Here is a 14,581-nt window from a genome sequence, read left to right as displayed (position 1 = left end):
GTAGGCAAAAAGTCCAGAGAGCACAGTCCAAAAAACCCGGTTCAGGGGTCGTTGCGACACCGCAACAATTATCTTATACACATCTTATCCACAAATTATCAAACAAAGCGCTGAACAAGGTGTGGGTGAGTTGTGGATCAGCTGTGGGGCGTTTTTAAACATCCCACATGATGGACTTTGAGCCCATCCATATACCCACAATCTTTCTTAAGACCCCTATATTCTAACCAAGGCTTTAAACGACCTCTTTAAGTTAGCGCCCGCACACTTTTAGGGATAAACGAAAGAGGGGAGATAAATATTTTTCTGCCCCACCCAACAACCCCAAACCCTGCTCTGGTTTAGGGTTGTTGCTTATTCGTTCACTTGCCGGGGCGAATTACCGCGTACTGCGTCCACTCCCCACGGCGGAACAGCACATTCACGGGTTTGCTCTTGTCCAGCTTGGCCACCACGGCATCAAACTCTTTGACCGATGCCACTTCGGTATTCGCCAGTTGGGTGATGACATCGCCTTCACGCAGGCCAGCTCGGCCAGCAGCTTCCACAGCGGCCTCCACCCGCACACCACCCTTCACGCTGGCTTCCTTTTTCTGCGCGTCGGTCAATTCACTAACCGCCAAGCCGTACACCTGTGCCGCGGTAGAAGCCTTGGGTTTTGTCTCGGCACGGCCCGGGGCCTTGCTAGCGACAGCCGTGTCGGGTTCGATCTCGGCAATCACCACACTCAGGTCTTTGCTGTTGCCCCGACGAAACACTGTGACGACACTCTTGGTGCCTGGCTTGGTGCTGCCAACCAAACGTGGCAAATCGCTGGATTTTTCGATCGCCTTGCCGTCGAACTTGGTAATGATGTCGCCGGCCTCCACACCGGCCTTCTCGGCGGGCGAACCCGCTTCCACCGCACGCACCAAGGCACCCACCGGTTTGCCCAGTCCAATGGACTCGGCGACTTCCTTGCTGACCTGATCGATTTGCACACCAATGCGTCCGCGTGTTACACGGCCCGCGTTGCGCAACTGGTCACTAACGCGCACTGCCTCGTCCATGGGAATGGAAAAGGAAATGCCCATGAAGCCACCCGAGCGGGAATAGATCTGGCTGTTGATGCCCACGACCTCGCCGCGCATATTGATCAACGGGCCGCCGGAGTTTCCGGGGTTGATGGCCACATCGGTCTGGATAAACGGCAGGTAGTCGCCAGTGTCGCGCTGCTTGGCGCTCACAATGCCGGCAGTCACGGTGTTCTCCAGACCAAAAGGCGAGCCGATCGCCATCACCCACTCACCCACACGCAAGCGGCTGACGTCGCCCACCTTCACGGCAGGCAGGCCCGAGGCATCGATCTTCACCACGGCCACATCGGTGCGCTTGTCCGAACCAATGATGCGGGCCTTGAACTCGCGCTTGTCGGTCAGCGTTACCAGGACTTCGTCCGCGCCCTCCACCACATGGGCATTGGTCATGATCACACCGTCCGATGTCAGGATAAAGCCGGACCCCACGCCGCGGGGCTGCTCTTCGTCCGGCTGTGGGCGGTTTTGCCGCGGCGCCTGGCGCGGAATGTTGGGGATGGGCAAGCCAAAGCGCTTGAAGAACTCCAGCATTTCTTCCTCACCCGGCGTGCCCTGCTGCGAGCGCGCAGCCACCTTCTCCAGCGTGCGGATATTGACCACCGAAGGCCCCACCTGGTCCACCAGATCCGTGAAGTCCGGCAAGGTCCGCGTTTGTGCAAGTGCTGGAGTCACAGGCGCGAAGCCAACCACGCCGCTTGCAATCAGCATGGTGGCCATGCCCCACACCCGCACCGACCGCATATTCAAAGTTCTCATCGTTTGTCTTTCCGTCAAAGTCACAAGAAAACCACGCAACGCTCCAGTTCCCTGGAACGCCGACCTACTTTTTACGTTCCAGCCCCAGCGCAAAGGCGCTCAGAGTTGCCGCAGGCACCTCGCCCACAGCAGTGATCCACCAAGCGCCCACATGACGGGTGAAGGTGCGCGTGGCACCACCCAGCTCAGTAGCACCTTCGCGTATGTGGCGGCGCGCATCAAACGCTTCCACAAACAGCGACACCGTGGCCAGTCCGTCTGAGAACATCCATTGCATGGTCTGGTCCGCGCGGCCCGAGGCACCAGCCAGCAAAGCCACCGGGCGCGTGTAGCAACCCATGGGCTTGAACCCTGCAACGCCCTTGGGCATGTCCCAGCCCTGGGCCTTGGCCGTGGTCTTCTGTAAATCACGGCGTTCTAGCCGGTAGCCATCGGTGTGGGCCATCATCTGCGCCAGCTTGCCCATGCTCACCGGTGCGTCCAGCTGCAGTTCGGAAAAGGCCGATTGCTCCAACACCTTGCCGTCCGGGTCCAGCGTTTGTAGCTGAACCACCAGGCCAGAACGCTTTTCGCTCCACACCCGGTAGCCATAGCGCAAGTTGTCTTTGGGCTGCAGTTGCACGACGTCGGCATCCAGCCCCGCCACACGCTCAACACCCAATGGTTTCAGCTGGTAGAACTCTTCAATGGTCGAATCCTGCGACTTGAGCAGATTGGGGAACAACCCCAGCGACTCCCGCGTTTCCGCCACCGCCACACGGGACTCCGGGAAAAACGTCAACACCTGGTCGTTGCGGCGAAACGTGCTGCGTGGCGTGCCACTCAGCGACTCCACCCGCTCCATCTGCTGCGCACCATCGCACACGTGCCAGATGCGCGCGCTCGCCATCTGCCCGCCCGCCGACACCACAAAGGTACCGGTGTAAGTACGGTGGCGCGAAGCTTCATGCAAGCGCATCAACCAGGCATTCACGGGCGCTTCTTCAGCGTGCACGATCCACGGCAGACCACACAGGGCCAGCGCCAGCCAACTACCCCACAGAAGATGCCGCCAGGGCTTCATCGTGCCGGCCTCTCAAAGGTGGCGTTGCGCAAAAAGCCCGACGGCATCTGCCAGGCGGAATGCCCGCCCATTTGCTGGTGGGCCGCCATCAACGCATCCAGCTGCGGGTCGCGTAGCATCACTGCAGGGGAATCCTGCGCCAGGACTACCGGCGGCGCAGCCTCAGCAGGCGCGGCTTGACTAGGTGCGGGCACCAAAGCCAACTGAGGTGCATTGGTGGGCTCCGCCTGACGCCATACGGCCAGCGACAGCACGCTCAGCATAGCCACACCCGCCAATCCAGCCACCCAGGCCCAGCGCTGATTCGCAGAACCGGCGGATGAAAGCACCACTTCGGGTTGAGTCAGAGCTTGCGCGGGGCGTACCGGTTCGGTATCTAAGCGCGACTGCAAACGCTCCCAAAACGCCAACTCCGACACACTAGGAGCCAAGGCATCGCTGCGCAACACATCGCCGGTCAGGTGGTAAAGGTGCCAGGCTTGACGCCCTTCTTCCGACGCATGCAGTTCTGCCAACAGCTCTGGCAATTGGTCGAGGGGTACTGCACCGTCCGCCAGGGCGGAGATGCGTTCATTCAATGGCGTGTTGGGCGTATTCATCGTCGTGTTCCTGGCGTCGGCCTACCAACGTTTTCCGGTCTGCTTTTCCAACAAGGGGCGCACTTTGGCGGAAATGGCTTCCCGCGCCCGGAAGATGCGGGAGCGGACCGTTCCAATGGGGCAATCCATGGCCATGGCAATTTCCTCGTAACTCAGACCTTCAATTTCCCGCAGCGTGACCGCCTGCTTCAGCTCCTCGGGCAAATCGTCCATGGCGGCATTCACCACCGCGGCAATTTCCTTGGCCGCCAGCACCGATTCCGGGGTTTCGTCGGTGGTTGGTTCGTTTTTGGGCCGGGAAGTTTCATCTTCGTCGTCATTGGCCAAAAAACTCTCGGTCACCGTGGGGTCGCGTTTGAGCTCAAGCAGGAACTTTTTGGCCGTATTCACCGCAATGCGGTACAGCCAGGTGTAGAACTGGGCGTCGCCCCGAAACTGGTGCAAGGCGCGGTAGGCGCGCACAAAGGTTTCCTGGGCAATGTCTTCCACCAGATCCACGTCACGCACCATGCGCCCGATCAGGCGCTGGATGCGGCGCTGGTACTTAAGCACCAGCAGGCCATAGGCACGCTGGTCCCCGGCCACAGTGCGCTCCACCAAGGCCAGGTCTGAATCGTTGGAAGACAACAGTGGATCGCTCACGGCAGCTGCTCGTTGGGCAGTGCCAAGGGACCCGCCTGGGGTGGCGGCATGCCGCCAGCCACCAGCGCGCGGCGCAGTGCCAGCCAACGCGCATGCGTGACCGAAGCACTGTCCAGCCACAGCCAAACACGAACCCGCCCAAGACCTTGCACAGAGACCAACACCACAGCTTGAAAATCAAAATGAACGGTCACCTGGCGCACCGGCATCTCGGCATACCCGGACCAATGCCAGCAGTCACCATCCCACCGCAACAGTCCTTGCGGCGCAGTACGCCAGGCCCAGACAGCCCAGAGGCCTGCGGCCAGGCAGGAAAACTCCATGGCGACCATGGCAGTCATGGAATAGTCGTAGCGCCACAGCGTCGCCTGAACCAAGACAGCGCCCAATGCCCACAACACACCCAGTGTGCGAGCGTGCCAGCGAGAGCGGACTACGCTGTAACTGACCGCAGGTGGTCGGTACATAGTCCGTCTGAAACGTACAGCAGGAAGTTAGACGCGCTTGAACACCAACGTGCCGTTGGTTCCACCAAAGCCGAAGTTGTTTTTCACGGCCACATCGATCTTCATATCCCGCGCGGTGTTGGCGCAGTAGTCCAGATCGCACTCGGGGTCCTGGTTGAAGATATTGATAGTGGGTGGGCTCTTCTGATGGTGAAGCGCCAGCACGGTGAACACGGACTCCAACCCACCTGCGCCACCCAAGAGGTGACCCGTCATGGACTTGGTGGAGTTAACCACCGTCTTCTTGGCGTGGTCACCCAACGCCGCCTTGATGGCGTTGGTTTCATTGGTATCGCCCAGCGGTGTGGAAGTGCCGTGCGCGTTCAGGTAGTTCACCTGGTCCGGGTTGACACCCGCATTGCGCAGTGCACTCAGCATGGCGCGGCGTGGGCCGTCCATATTGGGGGCAGTCATGTGGCCGGCATCGGCACTCATACCAAAGCCCGCCAGCTCGGCGTAAATCTTGGCACCACGTGCCTTGGCGTGTTCGTACTCTTCGAGCACCATCACGCCACCGCCTTCGCCCAGCACAAAGCCATCACGGTCTTTGTCCCAGGGGCGCGATGCGGTCGCAGGGTCGTCGTTGCGGGTGGAAAGTGCGCGCATGGCGGCAAAACCGCCAATGCCCAGTGGCGACACAGTCGCTTCCGAGCCGCCGGCGATCATCACGTCGGCGTCGCCGTACTCGATCATGCGGCCAGCTTCACCGATGCAGTGCAGGCCGGTGGTGCAAGCGGTCACGATGGCGATATTTGGGCCCTTGAAGCCAAAACGCATGGACACATGGCCGGCCGTCATGTTGATGATGGACGCCGGCACAAAAAATGGGGAAATGCGGCGGGGGCCGCGGTTGGTGTATTCGGTGTGGGTGTTCTCGATCATGGGCAAACCGCCAATGCCGGAACCAATCACACAGCCGATGCGGGTGGATTCTTCTTCACCCAGCGCGTCACCGGTCTTTAATCCGCTGTCATTCACTGCCTGCACAGCCGCCGCAATGCCGTAATGGATAAAGGTATCCATGGTGCGAGCTTCTTTGGTGCTGATGTAGGACTCCAGATCGAAGTTGCGCACTTCACCAGCGATCTTGCAGGCAAAAGCCTCCGGATCAAATTTGGTGATCGTGGCGATGCCCGACTTGCCAGCCAGCACATTCGACCACGCTTCGGCCACCGTGTTGCCCACGGGACTGATGCAACCTAAACCTGTAACAACGACGCGGCGACGGGACATAGAAATCTGAAATTCAGCAGTTCGTCAATGAAATACCGCCAGCAGCGGCATGGGAAGCATGCAAGAGGCGGCAGCACCCCCAGGGTGCTGCCCAAGCCGATTAGGCCTTTTTGTGGGACGTCGCGTAATCGATCGCGTTTTGCACGGTCGTGATTTTTTCCGCGTCTTCGTCGGGGATCTCGATCCCGAATTCGTCTTCCAAAGCCATCACCAGTTCCACGGTGTCCAGGGAGTCGGCACCCAGATCGGCCACGAAGGCTTTTTCGTTGGTGACTTGAGACTCTTCAACGCCGAGTTGTTCGGCAATGATTTTTTTGACACGGACTTCGATATCGCTCATGGGTTCCCTCTAAGGGTTGTAAAAGAATCCGAGATTTTACCCGTCCTAGAGACTTGTCTCTAACCGGGCCACCGCTCAGACATCGGCGAGGTTGAATCACTTACATGTACATGCCACCATTGACGTGCAGTTCCTGCCCCGTCACATAGCTGGCCTGGGGCGATGCCAAGTAGGCCACAGCGTGCGCAATGTCGCTGGGTTTGCCCAGATGGCCCAGGGGAATTTGGCCTAGCAAGGCTTTTTGCTGGTCTTCACCCAGGGCGGCGGTCATGTCGGTCTCGATGAAACCAGGGGCCACACAGTTCACCGTGATGTTGCGCGAGCCCAGCTCGCGGGCCAGCGCGCGGGTCATGCCGGCCACACCGGCCTTGGCCGCCGCGTAGTTGGCCTGGCCAGGGTTGCCGGAGGCGCCCACCACCGAGGTGATGCTAACGATACGGCCATAGCGTTGTTTCATCATGGTGCGCAGTACAGCGCGGCTCATACGGAACACACCCTTGAGGTTGGTGTCCAGCACCGCGTCCCAGTCGTCGTCCTTCATGCGCATGGCCAAGGTGTCGCGCGTAATGCCTGCGTTGTTCACCAGCACGTGCAAACCGCCCTGCTCTTTCACAACCGCATCCACCAGTGCATCACCGGCCGCGCCGTCCGTCACGTCCAGCGTACGACCGTCGCAGCCCGGAAAGGCGGACAAGGCTTCGCGGATTTTGGCAGCGCCAGCGTCGGATGTGGCCGTGCCAATCACCTTGACACCCTTGCGGGCCAGCTCCAACGCAATGGCGGCACCAATACCACGCGAGGCGCCGGTCACCAGGGCCACCTGGCCTTCAAATTTCACTTCGCTCATGCCAATACTCCCTTGACGTCTTCCAGGCTGGCGGGGTCGAACAGCGCCGCACCGGTCAATTCCGCGTCGATGCGCTTGACCATACCAGCCAGCACCTTGCCGGGGCCGCACTCTACCAAAGTCGTCAGGCCGCGTGCCTTGATGGCCTGCACACACTCCACCCAGCGCACCGGGCCAAAGGCTTGGCGGTACAAGGCGTCGCGGATGCGGTCGGCATCGACTTCCACCGCCACATCGATATTGTTGATGAGGGTAATCTGGGGCGCGGCAATCTCGATGTCTTCCAGCCGTGCCTTCAGCTTTTCGGCGGCGGGTTTCATCAAACTGGAGTGGAACGGCGCCGACACGGGCAGCAGCAACGCGCGCTTGGCGCCATTGGCTTTGAGGATTTCGCAGGCCTTGTCCACGGCTGCCTTGCTGCCGGCGATCACGGTCTGTGCGGCGTCGTTGAAGTTCACTGCCTCCACCACTTCAGCGCTATTCGGGCCGAAAGCCCCCGTCGCTTCTGCGCAGCCAGCTATCACTTTCGTAGCATCCATGCCGAGGATGGCGGCCATGGCCCCCACGCCCACGGGCACAGCTTCCTGCATGGCCTGGGCGCGCAGGCGCACCAGCGGTGCGGCTTGGGCCAGCGTCAGCGAACCGGCTGCCACCAAGGCGGAGTACTCGCCCAGCGAATGACCCGCCACGGCCTGGGGCGCCACGCCGGTCTCAGACATCCAGACGCGGTAAGCCGCCACACCGGCCACCAGCATCACGGGCTGGGTGTTGGTGGTCAGGGCCAGCGCTTCCTTGGGGCCTTCGTGGATGAGCTTGGCCACGTCTTCACCCAGGGCGTCCGATGCCTCGCGCAGGGTCTCGGCCACCACAGGGTGGTCACCCCAGGCGTCCAGCATGCCCACGGCTTGGGAGCCTTGGCCGGGAAATACAAATGCAAATGGTTTCATAGAGATTGGCAATGAAATAGGGCTTTAGCCCGCATGGAATATGCGCGAGCAGCTACAAAGTCAGGAGCACGGCGCCCCAGGTGAAACCGCCGCCCACGCCTTCAAGCATCAGGGTCTGGCCGGGTTTGACCTGGCCGCCACGCACCGCCACGTCCAGCGCCAGCGGAATCGAAGCCGCCGAGGTGTTGCCATGCTGGTCCACCGTCACCACCACTTTATCCATGGAAAGTTTCAGTTTCTTGGCGGTGCTCTGCATGATGCGGATATTGGCCTGGTGGGGAATCAACCAGTCAATATCGGCCTCGGTCTTGCCGGCCTTGGCCAGCGTGGCGCGGGCAGCACTTTCCAGCACGCCCACCGCCAGCTTGAAGACGGCCTGGCCATCCATCTTCAATAGAGGGTCGCCCAGGATGTGCCCGTTGGCCACATGGCCGGGCACGCAAAGGATGCCCACGTGCTTGCCATCGGCATGCAGGTCGCTGGCCAGAATGCCAGGCGTGTCGGACGCTTCCAGCACCACGGCGCCCGCGCCATCGCCAAACAGCACGCAGGTGGTGCGGTCGTTGAAATCCAGCAGGCGGGAGAACACTTCGGCCCCCACCACCAGCGCCTTGTTGGCGGCGCCGGACTGGATCATGGCGTCGGCCACAGTCAGCGCGTAGACAAATCCGCTGCACACAGCCTGCACGTCAAACGCCGCGCCACCGTTGGCGCCCAGCTTGTTCTGCAAAATACAAGCGGTCGAGGGGAACACCATGTCCGGGGTGGAGGTGGCCACAATGATCAGGTCGATGTCTTTGGCGTCCAGACCCGCGGCCTGCAGCGCGCCTTTGCAGGCTTCCACGGCCAAATCACTGCTGTAGACACCGTCGTCCACAAAGTGGCGGGCGCGGATGCCGGTGCGCTCCACGATCCAATCGTCCGAGGTTTCCACGCCGGTCGCAGCCAATTGGGCTACCAGGTCGGCGTTGCTCAGGCGGCGGGGAGGCACATAACTGCCAGTGCCGGTGATTCGTGAATATCGTCTCATGGGTGTTATGGCGGGCACCCGTTCAGGCTATTGCGTTGCGTCAGACGCAGCCAGCAAAGGGGCTGCATGGGCAATGCGGACCTGAACGCGGTCCAGCAAGTTGTTTCGGGCTGCATCATACGCCCGGTTCAAGGCGTTGCTGAATGCCAGCACATCGGCCGAGCCATGGCTCTTGAACACCAGACCCCGCAGGCCCAACAATGCCGCACCATTGTAACGACGGTGGTCTACGCGATTTTTAAGCGCTGTTAACACCGTATAGGCTGCAATAGCCGCCATTTTGGTAAAGATATTTTTAGAAAACTCGGCCTTCAGAAAATTGCCGATCATGGAAGCCAAGCCTTCACTGGTCTTGAGCGCCACGTTGCCGACAAAACCGTCACACACAACAATCTCGGCCGTACCCTTGAAAATATCGTTGCCTTCGACATTGCCCACAAAGTTCAAATCGCCAGACTTGGCTGCATTTCGCAGTAGTTCACCCGCTTTTTTGATGACTTCGTTGCCTTTGATGACTTCTTCACCAATATTGAGCAAGCCCACCGAAGGTGATTCCTGGTTGGTCAACACGGACACCAGTGCCGAACCCATGACCGCAAACTGCAGCAAGTGTTCAGCCGTGCAATCCACATTGGCCCCGAGGTCCAGCACTGTGGTGGCACCACCCGTGGCATTGGGGATCTGGCCCGCAATGGCCGGGCGCTCGATGCCGTCCATGGTTTTGAGGATGTAACGCGAGATGGCCATCAGGGCACCGGTATTACCGGCGGAGACGGCTGCCTGGGCGGCACCATCTTTGACCTGCTGGATGGCTACACGCATCGAAGAATCTTTCTTCTTGCGCAACGCCACTTCCAGCGGATCGTCCATGGTGACGACTTCGGTCACCGTGACCAGCGTGGCGCGGGGGTGCGAAAAGCCTTGGAGCGCTTCAGGCAAACCGACCAACACCAACGCGGCCTCGGGGTGTTGCTCCAGAAACTGGGTACACGCGGGCAAAGTGACTTGGGGGCCGTGGTCTCCCCCCATGCAATCGACGGCGACAGTAATCATGCGTTCATCATTCCAACGACAACGAAGTCAAACATCCGAATATAGAAGCCATAAATGACAAAAGCCCGTCGCTACAGGTCTGTAGCTTCGGGCTTTTAGAGATTCAGGTGAATCAGGCTTCGGACTTGGTCTTCAGCACCTTGCGACCACGGTAAAAACCGGTGGGGCTGATGTGGTGACGCAGGTGGGTTTCACCGGTGGTGGATTCCACAGCGATACCGGGCACAACCAGAGCGTTGTGCGAGCGGTGCATACCGCGCTTGGAAGGGGACTTTTTGTTTTGTTGAACTGCCATGGTCGGCTCCTGAGCAAAAGTGCTGCACAGGTTGTGGCAACACGGTTAGGGTTGGTGTAAAGATAACAATACGCGCGACGAAATCACACGCGAAGCCTCAGATTATAGCCCAAAGCTGAGCGCTTAGCCAGGGCCTTTGTCCTTGAGCTGCTGCAATACCGCAAACGGGTTCGGTTTTTCCTCGGGCGCATCGACAAAATCCGCGTCCGCCACGGCCAGCTTGACTGGCAGGGGGCATGTCTCGTGCATGGGCACAGGGGGGATGGACATGAGCAACTCGTCCTCCACCAGGTCCAGCACATTGAACTCGCGGCTCAGGACCAGCACATCCTCTTCCGATTCCTCGTCCTCGATCTCGGCCAGCGCCTCGGTGGCCACAAAGCGGAAGTCGCGCGTAAATTCAATATCCACATCCACTGGCGTCAGGCAACGCTGGCAAGTCATGGTCAAGGTGGTCTTGCCCGTCAGGTGCACCCAGGGTTCGTCTACCCCGGCCGCATCGGAGCGAATAGCGCCGCGGGCGTCAAATTGCACGGCCACGGCATCGGCCGCGCCCTGGGTTTCTTCGCGCAAGCGCAGCATCTGGGCCAAGGGCACCTGGCTCACCAACTGGCCATCGCTCTTGGCGAAGGTCAGGATGTTCAGGCTGTTGGCTGAATATTCATAAGTCATGGGCGCAGTGTAAGAGAATCGCCCCATGCAAGACTCCGCCCCCCGCAAACTCGTTTTAGGTTCCACATCGGCCTACCGCCGCGAACTGCTGCAGCGCCTGCGCGTGCCGTTTACCGTCGCCGCACCCGATGTGGACGAAACCCCCCGGCTTGGCGAAACCCCACTCGCCTTGGCGCGCCGCCTGGCGCTGGCCAAAGCCCAAGCCGTGGCAGCCCAGCACCCTGATTGCGTGGTGATCGGCTCCGACCAAGTGGCCGATCTGGACGGTGAACCGCTGGGCAAACCCGGCACCCACGAGCGCGCGGTTGCCCAACTACAGAAAATGCGCGGCAAAACCGTGGTCTTCCAGACAGCCGTGGCCGTGGTCTGCCAGTCCAGCGGCTTCTGTCAGGAAGACGTGGCTCCGGTGCGCGTGGTGTTCCGCGACCTGAGCGACGCCGAGATTGAAAACTACCTGCGCGCGGAAACGCCCTATGACTGCGCCGGCAGCGCCAAGAGCGAGGGCCTGGGCATCGCCTTGCTGGAGTCGATTGACAATGACGACCCCAGCGCTTTGGTGGGCCTGCCGCTGATCCGCACCAGCCGCATGCTGCGCGCGGCGGGCATCGCGTTGCTGGGGCCGGTATGACGCAAACGCCCTCTTCCGCCAAAGGCACGCTGTACCTGGTGCCCGCGCCACTGGACTTTGGCTGCGCCACCCAGAGCCCACTAGACCAAAGCATGCCCGCCCATACGCTGGCCATAGCGGCCGGCTTGCGGCACTGGATCTGTGAGAACGCCAAGAGCACACGCGCCTACCTCAAACGCGTCGATGCCAGCCACCCGCTGGGTGTTTCCTTGCAAGAGTTGCAGATTCAGGAGCTTCCACGGGAGGTGCACAAGAAAGGCGACCACCTGGGCGGCTTTGACGCCACGCCCCTGCTGGCGGCAGCACTTCAAGGGCACGATGTGGGTTTGGTCAGCGAGGCGGGCATGCCGGCGGTGGCCGACCCGGGTTCGTCGGTGGTGCGCGCTGCGCATGACCTGGGTCTGCGCGTGGTACCGCTGGTCGGGCCCGTATCTCTTCTACTGGCATTGGCTGCCAGTGGGCTCAATGGCCAAAACTTTGCATTTGTGGGCTATGTGCCGGCCGACCCGGCCGAGCGCGCCAAGCGCCTGCGCGAGCTGGAATCACTGGCGTTGAAAACCGGGCAAACCCAGCTCTTCATTGAGACGCCCTACCGCAACACGGCCCTGCTCCAAGGCCTGCTGCAAACTCTGCAGCACAACACGCGGCTGGCCACCTCCAGCGGGCTCACGCTGGACACGGCGAGCACCCACAGCAACCTGGTGAAACAGTGGAAACAGAGCGGCTGGGCGCTGGACAACGCCACGCCCACCGTGTTCGCGATCGGGCGCTAAGCCCGATCCATCTCAGTGGATTGAAGGCAGCGAGCGCAGCGCCTTGGCAGCGCCATCGCCGATGGAGGCGCCAAAGCGCTTGACCAGGCGTTCGGCCACGTTGTCCTTGCGGGTGTAGTCGATGATCTCTTCGGCCTTCACCACCTCGCGCGCCACATAGTCCAGGTTGCCGAACTTGTCCGCCAAGCCCAGCTCGATGGCTTGCTGACCGGTCCAGAACAGGCCGCTGAACATCTCGGGGGTTTCTTTCAGGCGCGTGCCACGACCCTCCTTCACCACGGCAATGAACTGCTGGTGGATCTGGTTCAGCATGGCCTGGGCAAAGGCGCGCTGTTTTTCGGTCTGCGGGCTGAAGGGGTCCAAAAAGCCCTTATTCTCGCCAGCCGTCATCAGGCGGCGCTCCACGCCCAACTTGTCCATCAGGCCAGTGAAGCCAAAGCCGTCCATCAGCACGCCAATACTGCCCACAATGCTGGCCTTGTCCACAAAGATCTGATCGGCACCCGCAGCGATGTAATACGCCGCAGAGGCACAGGTTTCTTCCACCACCGCATACACGGGCTTGTTGTGCAGGGCCTTCAGACGCTTGATCTCGTCGTTGATGATGCCAGCCTGCACCGGGCTGCCACCGGGCGAGTTGATCAGCAGCACCACCGCCTTGGCACCCTCGTCTTCAAAGGCGCTGCGCATGGCAGCCACCACGAATTCGGCACTGGCTTCGGCGCCCGAGGCGATTTCACCCTGGATGGCGATGACCGCCGTGTGGGGCGTCTTCACGTCAGTGGTGGAACCGCCGCGTTGCATGCCCAACCAGACCAGCACAGCCAGGAACACCAGCCAGCCAATGCGGATGGCATTGCGCCAGCGCCGCGCTGCGCGCTGCTCCACCAGGGACGCCATGGCTAACTTCTCCAGCGTGGCGCGCTCCCAACCGGGGGCGGTGGTGGCTGCATTTGCTACGCTTTTAGGAGCTGCTGGCGCAGATTCCACGGGGGCTACACGTGGATTTTCATCAGAATCAGGCGTGGACGGGAATTGGGGATCGGACATAGTTCTAGAAAACCACAGGTTGTAAGTGAGGGCCAGTATGCCAGTGCACGACACCATCGAATTCCGTGAGGGCAATGGAGATCAGGCCACCGCGACACGGACCGGTACGGCACTGCCCGGTTTGCGGGCTGTACATGGCACCGTGCGTGGCACATATCAGCCAGTGACCAGTCATGTCGAAGAAGCGGTTGGGCTGGTAGTCCATCTCCATGGGCACATGGGAGCAGCGGTTCAGGTAGGCATAGGCCCTGTCGGCGTAGCGAATGGCGAAGGCATAGCAGGTTTGCCCACAGTACACCACGTCAAACGGCACGGCCAAACCGCTGTTCACCAGGTCGCCCGAGTTGCACAGGGCAATGGCTTGAGGTTCGGTATTCCAGGCCACGGACGTTCCTCAGGCGTTGTCCAGCAGCCAGGCGTGCAGCTCGGCCACCGAGTGCACCACGCAGCGCGGCCCCAGATCCGCAAACATGGCTGGCGCATGGGCGCCGTAGCTCACGCCCACGCTGGCACAGCCCGCGTTCAGCGCCAACTGCAGGTCGTGCGTGGTGTCACCCACCATCAACACGCGTTCGGCCGGCACGCCCAGCTCGGCCATCAGCTCCTGCAGCATGCGCGGGTGCGGCTTGCCCGCGGTTTCGTCCGCCGTGCGGGAGCTGTCGAACATGCCCCTGAGCTCCACCGTGTCCAGCACCTCATTGAGGCCGTTGCGGTTCTTGCCCGTGGCCACGGCCAGCAGATGCTGGCGGGACTTGAGCTCGGTCAACATGGGCAACACACCGGCAAACAGGCTGATGTCGTTCTGGTGCGCCACGTAGTGGTGCTTGTAGCGCGCACCCAGCTCGGGGTATTTCTCTTTGGGCACATCGGGCGCAGCATGGGCCAGCGCCTGCATCAACCCCAAGCCGATCACATAAGAAGCATCTTTGTCGCTGGGCACGGTGCCGCCCACATCGGCCACGGCCAGCTGGATGCAGCGCGTGATGATGGCGGTGGAGTCAAACAGGGTGCCGTCCCAGTCAAACGCAATCAGGTCGAACTGGCGGGCACGGGTACGGGATGAAGGCATGG

18 protein-coding genes are annotated in these 14,581 nt (G+C 61.0%); 2 read left to right on the top strand and 16 right to left on the bottom strand.

The window, feature by feature from the left end; genetic code table 11:
• Positions 1-362 precede the first annotated feature (362 nt).
• The 13 genes from J2X15_RS08480 to J2X15_RS08420 form a co-directional block, all read right to left on the bottom strand.
• Positions 363-1,784, bottom strand: coding sequence for a DegQ family serine endoprotease (locus tag J2X15_RS08480; protein ID WP_409034266.1), 1,422 nt, complete (start codon positions 1,782-1,784; stop codon positions 363-365).
• Between the two features lie 112 nt (positions 1,785-1,896).
• Positions 1,897-2,895: a MucB/RseB C-terminal domain-containing protein gene (locus tag J2X15_RS08475; RefSeq protein ID WP_310341493.1), complete on the bottom strand. Its 999-nt coding sequence runs from the start codon at positions 2,893-2,895 to the stop codon at positions 1,897-1,899.
• The gene (locus J2X15_RS08470) at positions 2,892-3,494 is read right to left on the bottom strand and encodes a sigma-E factor negative regulatory protein (protein ID WP_310341491.1); all 603 of its coding nucleotides are present in this window, start codon (positions 3,492-3,494) and stop codon (positions 2,892-2,894) included. The genes J2X15_RS08475 and J2X15_RS08470 overlap by 4 nt, the downstream gene beginning before the upstream one ends.
• A gap of 21 nt (positions 3,495-3,515) precedes the next feature.
• Complete coding sequence (gene rpoE, locus J2X15_RS08465) at positions 3,516-4,136, bottom strand: RNA polymerase sigma factor RpoE (RefSeq protein ID WP_310341489.1); 621 nt, start codon at positions 4,134-4,136, stop codon at positions 3,516-3,518.
• A complete protein-coding gene (locus tag J2X15_RS08460) occupies positions 4,133-4,603 on the bottom strand; it encodes a hypothetical protein (RefSeq protein ID WP_310341487.1) in 471 nt (156 codons plus the stop codon). The genes rpoE and J2X15_RS08460 overlap by 4 nt, the downstream gene beginning before the upstream one ends.
• 27 nt (positions 4,604-4,630) lie before the next feature.
• Entirely contained in the window at positions 4,631-5,875 is a 1,245-nt protein-coding gene (gene fabF / locus J2X15_RS08455) for a beta-ketoacyl-ACP synthase II (RefSeq protein ID WP_310341486.1), read from the bottom strand.
• A gap of 100 nt (positions 5,876-5,975) precedes the next feature.
• Positions 5,976-6,215 carry an acyl carrier protein gene (gene acpP, locus J2X15_RS08450; protein ID WP_094479684.1) on the bottom strand — a complete coding sequence of 80 codons (240 nt, stop codon included), beginning with the start codon at positions 6,213-6,215 and terminating at the stop codon, positions 5,976-5,978.
• Between the two features lie 100 nt (positions 6,216-6,315).
• Positions 6,316-7,062 (bottom strand): 3-oxoacyl-ACP reductase FabG, encoded by a 747-nt coding sequence (fabG, locus tag J2X15_RS08445; RefSeq protein ID WP_310341483.1) that lies wholly within the window; start codon positions 7,060-7,062, stop codon positions 6,316-6,318.
• Positions 7,059-8,009 carry an ACP S-malonyltransferase gene (fabD, locus tag J2X15_RS08440; protein ID WP_310341481.1) on the bottom strand — a complete coding sequence of 317 codons (951 nt, stop codon included), beginning with the start codon at positions 8,007-8,009 and terminating at the stop codon, positions 7,059-7,061. The genes fabG and fabD overlap by 4 nt, the downstream gene beginning before the upstream one ends.
• 52 nt (positions 8,010-8,061) lie before the next feature.
• Positions 8,062-9,039: a beta-ketoacyl-ACP synthase III gene (locus J2X15_RS08435; protein ID WP_310341479.1), complete on the bottom strand. Its 978-nt coding sequence runs from the start codon at positions 9,037-9,039 to the stop codon at positions 8,062-8,064.
• Between the two features lie 27 nt (positions 9,040-9,066).
• Positions 9,067-10,092 (bottom strand): phosphate acyltransferase PlsX, encoded by a 1,026-nt coding sequence (gene plsX, locus J2X15_RS08430; protein WP_310341474.1) that lies wholly within the window; start codon positions 10,090-10,092, stop codon positions 9,067-9,069.
• A 112-nt stretch (positions 10,093-10,204) separates the two neighbouring features.
• Positions 10,205-10,387, bottom strand: a complete 183-nt coding sequence (gene rpmF, locus J2X15_RS08425) for a 50S ribosomal protein L32 (RefSeq protein ID WP_105259923.1) — start codon at positions 10,385-10,387, stop codon at positions 10,205-10,207.
• 123 nt (positions 10,388-10,510) lie between these two features.
• Positions 10,511-11,059 carry a YceD family protein gene (locus J2X15_RS08420; RefSeq protein WP_310341453.1) on the bottom strand — a complete coding sequence of 183 codons (549 nt, stop codon included), beginning with the start codon at positions 11,057-11,059 and terminating at the stop codon, positions 10,511-10,513.
• A gap of 25 nt (positions 11,060-11,084) precedes the next feature.
• On the opposite strand from J2X15_RS08420, the gene J2X15_RS08415 reads away from it, so the two are divergent.
• Positions 11,085-11,687 carry a Maf family nucleotide pyrophosphatase gene (locus J2X15_RS08415; RefSeq protein ID WP_310341450.1) on the top strand — a complete coding sequence of 201 codons (603 nt, stop codon included), beginning with the start codon at positions 11,085-11,087 and terminating at the stop codon, positions 11,685-11,687.
• On the top strand, positions 11,684-12,460 hold the full coding sequence (locus J2X15_RS08410; protein WP_310341447.1) for an SAM-dependent methyltransferase: 777 nt from the start codon (positions 11,684-11,686) through the stop codon (positions 12,458-12,460). Before J2X15_RS08415 ends, J2X15_RS08410 begins: the two co-directional genes overlap by 4 nt.
• A 12-nt stretch (positions 12,461-12,472) precedes the next feature.
• Here the strand turns inward: J2X15_RS08410 and J2X15_RS08405 are convergent, their stop codons facing one another.
• From J2X15_RS08405 to J2X15_RS08395, 3 genes are read right to left on the bottom strand one after another with little or no spacing between them, the layout of a single operon-like run.
• Entirely contained in the window at positions 12,473-13,510 is a 1,038-nt protein-coding gene (locus tag J2X15_RS08405) for a S49 family peptidase (protein ID WP_310341444.1), read from the bottom strand.
• Positions 13,511-13,514: 4 nt separating this feature from the next.
• Entirely contained in the window at positions 13,515-13,895 is a 381-nt protein-coding gene (locus J2X15_RS08400; protein ID WP_310341441.1) for a Rieske (2Fe-2S) protein, read from the bottom strand.
• Between the two features lie 9 nt (positions 13,896-13,904).
• Positions 13,905-14,579: an HAD family hydrolase gene (locus tag J2X15_RS08395; protein WP_310341439.1), complete on the bottom strand. Its 675-nt coding sequence runs from the start codon at positions 14,577-14,579 to the stop codon at positions 13,905-13,907.
• Between the last annotated feature and the right edge of the window lie 2 nt (positions 14,580-14,581).

The organism is Rhodoferax saidenbachensis (assembly GCF_031457975.1).
In the GTDB taxonomy this organism is placed as follows: Bacteria; Pseudomonadota; Gammaproteobacteria; order Burkholderiales; family Burkholderiaceae_C; genus Allorhodoferax; species Allorhodoferax saidenbachensis_A.
Note: the sequence above shows the minus strand (reverse complement) of the source record. Positions and strands in the feature narration are given on the sequence as shown.

Coding starts and splice junctions, on each gene's coding strand:
- fabD (WP_310341481.1), bottom strand. CDS start 8,009: ATGAAACCATTTGCATTTGTATTTCCCGGCCAAGGCTCCCAAGCCGTG.
- rpmF (WP_105259923.1), bottom strand. CDS start 10,387: ATGGCAGTTCAACAAAACAAAAAGTCCCCTTCCAAGCGCGGTATGCAC.
- fabF (WP_310341486.1), bottom strand. CDS start 5,875: ATGTCCCGTCGCCGCGTCGTTGTTACAGGTTTAGGTTGCATCAGTCCC.
- J2X15_RS08460 (WP_310341487.1), bottom strand. CDS start 4,603: ATGTACCGACCACCTGCGGTCAGTTACAGCGTAGTCCGCTCTCGCTGG.
- J2X15_RS08410 (WP_310341447.1), top strand. CDS start 11,684: ATGACGCAAACGCCCTCTTCCGCCAAAGGCACGCTGTACCTGGTGCCC.
- fabG (WP_310341483.1), bottom strand. CDS start 7,062: ATGAGCGAAGTGAAATTTGAAGGCCAGGTGGCCCTGGTGACCGGCGCC.
- J2X15_RS08405 (WP_310341444.1), bottom strand. CDS start 13,510: ATGTCCGATCCCCAATTCCCGTCCACGCCTGATTCTGATGAAAATCCA.
- J2X15_RS08480 (WP_409034266.1), bottom strand. CDS start 1,784: ATGCTGATTGCAAGCGGCGTGGTTGGCTTCGCGCCTGTGACTCCAGCA.
- acpP (WP_094479684.1), bottom strand. CDS start 6,215: ATGAGCGATATCGAAGTCCGTGTCAAAAAAATCATTGCCGAACAACTC.
- J2X15_RS08435 (WP_310341479.1), bottom strand. CDS start 9,039: ATGAGACGATATTCACGAATCACCGGCACTGGCAGTTATGTGCCTCCC.
- plsX (WP_310341474.1), bottom strand. CDS start 10,092: ATGATTACTGTCGCCGTCGATTGCATGGGGGGAGACCACGGCCCCCAA.
- J2X15_RS08415 (WP_310341450.1), top strand. CDS start 11,085: ATGCAAGACTCCGCCCCCCGCAAACTCGTTTTAGGTTCCACATCGGCC.
- J2X15_RS08475 (WP_310341493.1), bottom strand. CDS start 2,895: ATGAAGCCCTGGCGGCATCTTCTGTGGGGTAGTTGGCTGGCGCTGGCC.
- J2X15_RS08470 (WP_310341491.1), bottom strand. CDS start 3,494: ATGAATACGCCCAACACGCCATTGAATGAACGCATCTCCGCCCTGGCG.
- J2X15_RS08420 (WP_310341453.1), bottom strand. CDS start 11,059: ATGACTTATGAATATTCAGCCAACAGCCTGAACATCCTGACCTTCGCC.
- J2X15_RS08395 (WP_310341439.1), bottom strand. CDS start 14,579: ATGCCTTCATCCCGTACCCGTGCCCGCCAGTTCGACCTGATTGCGTTT.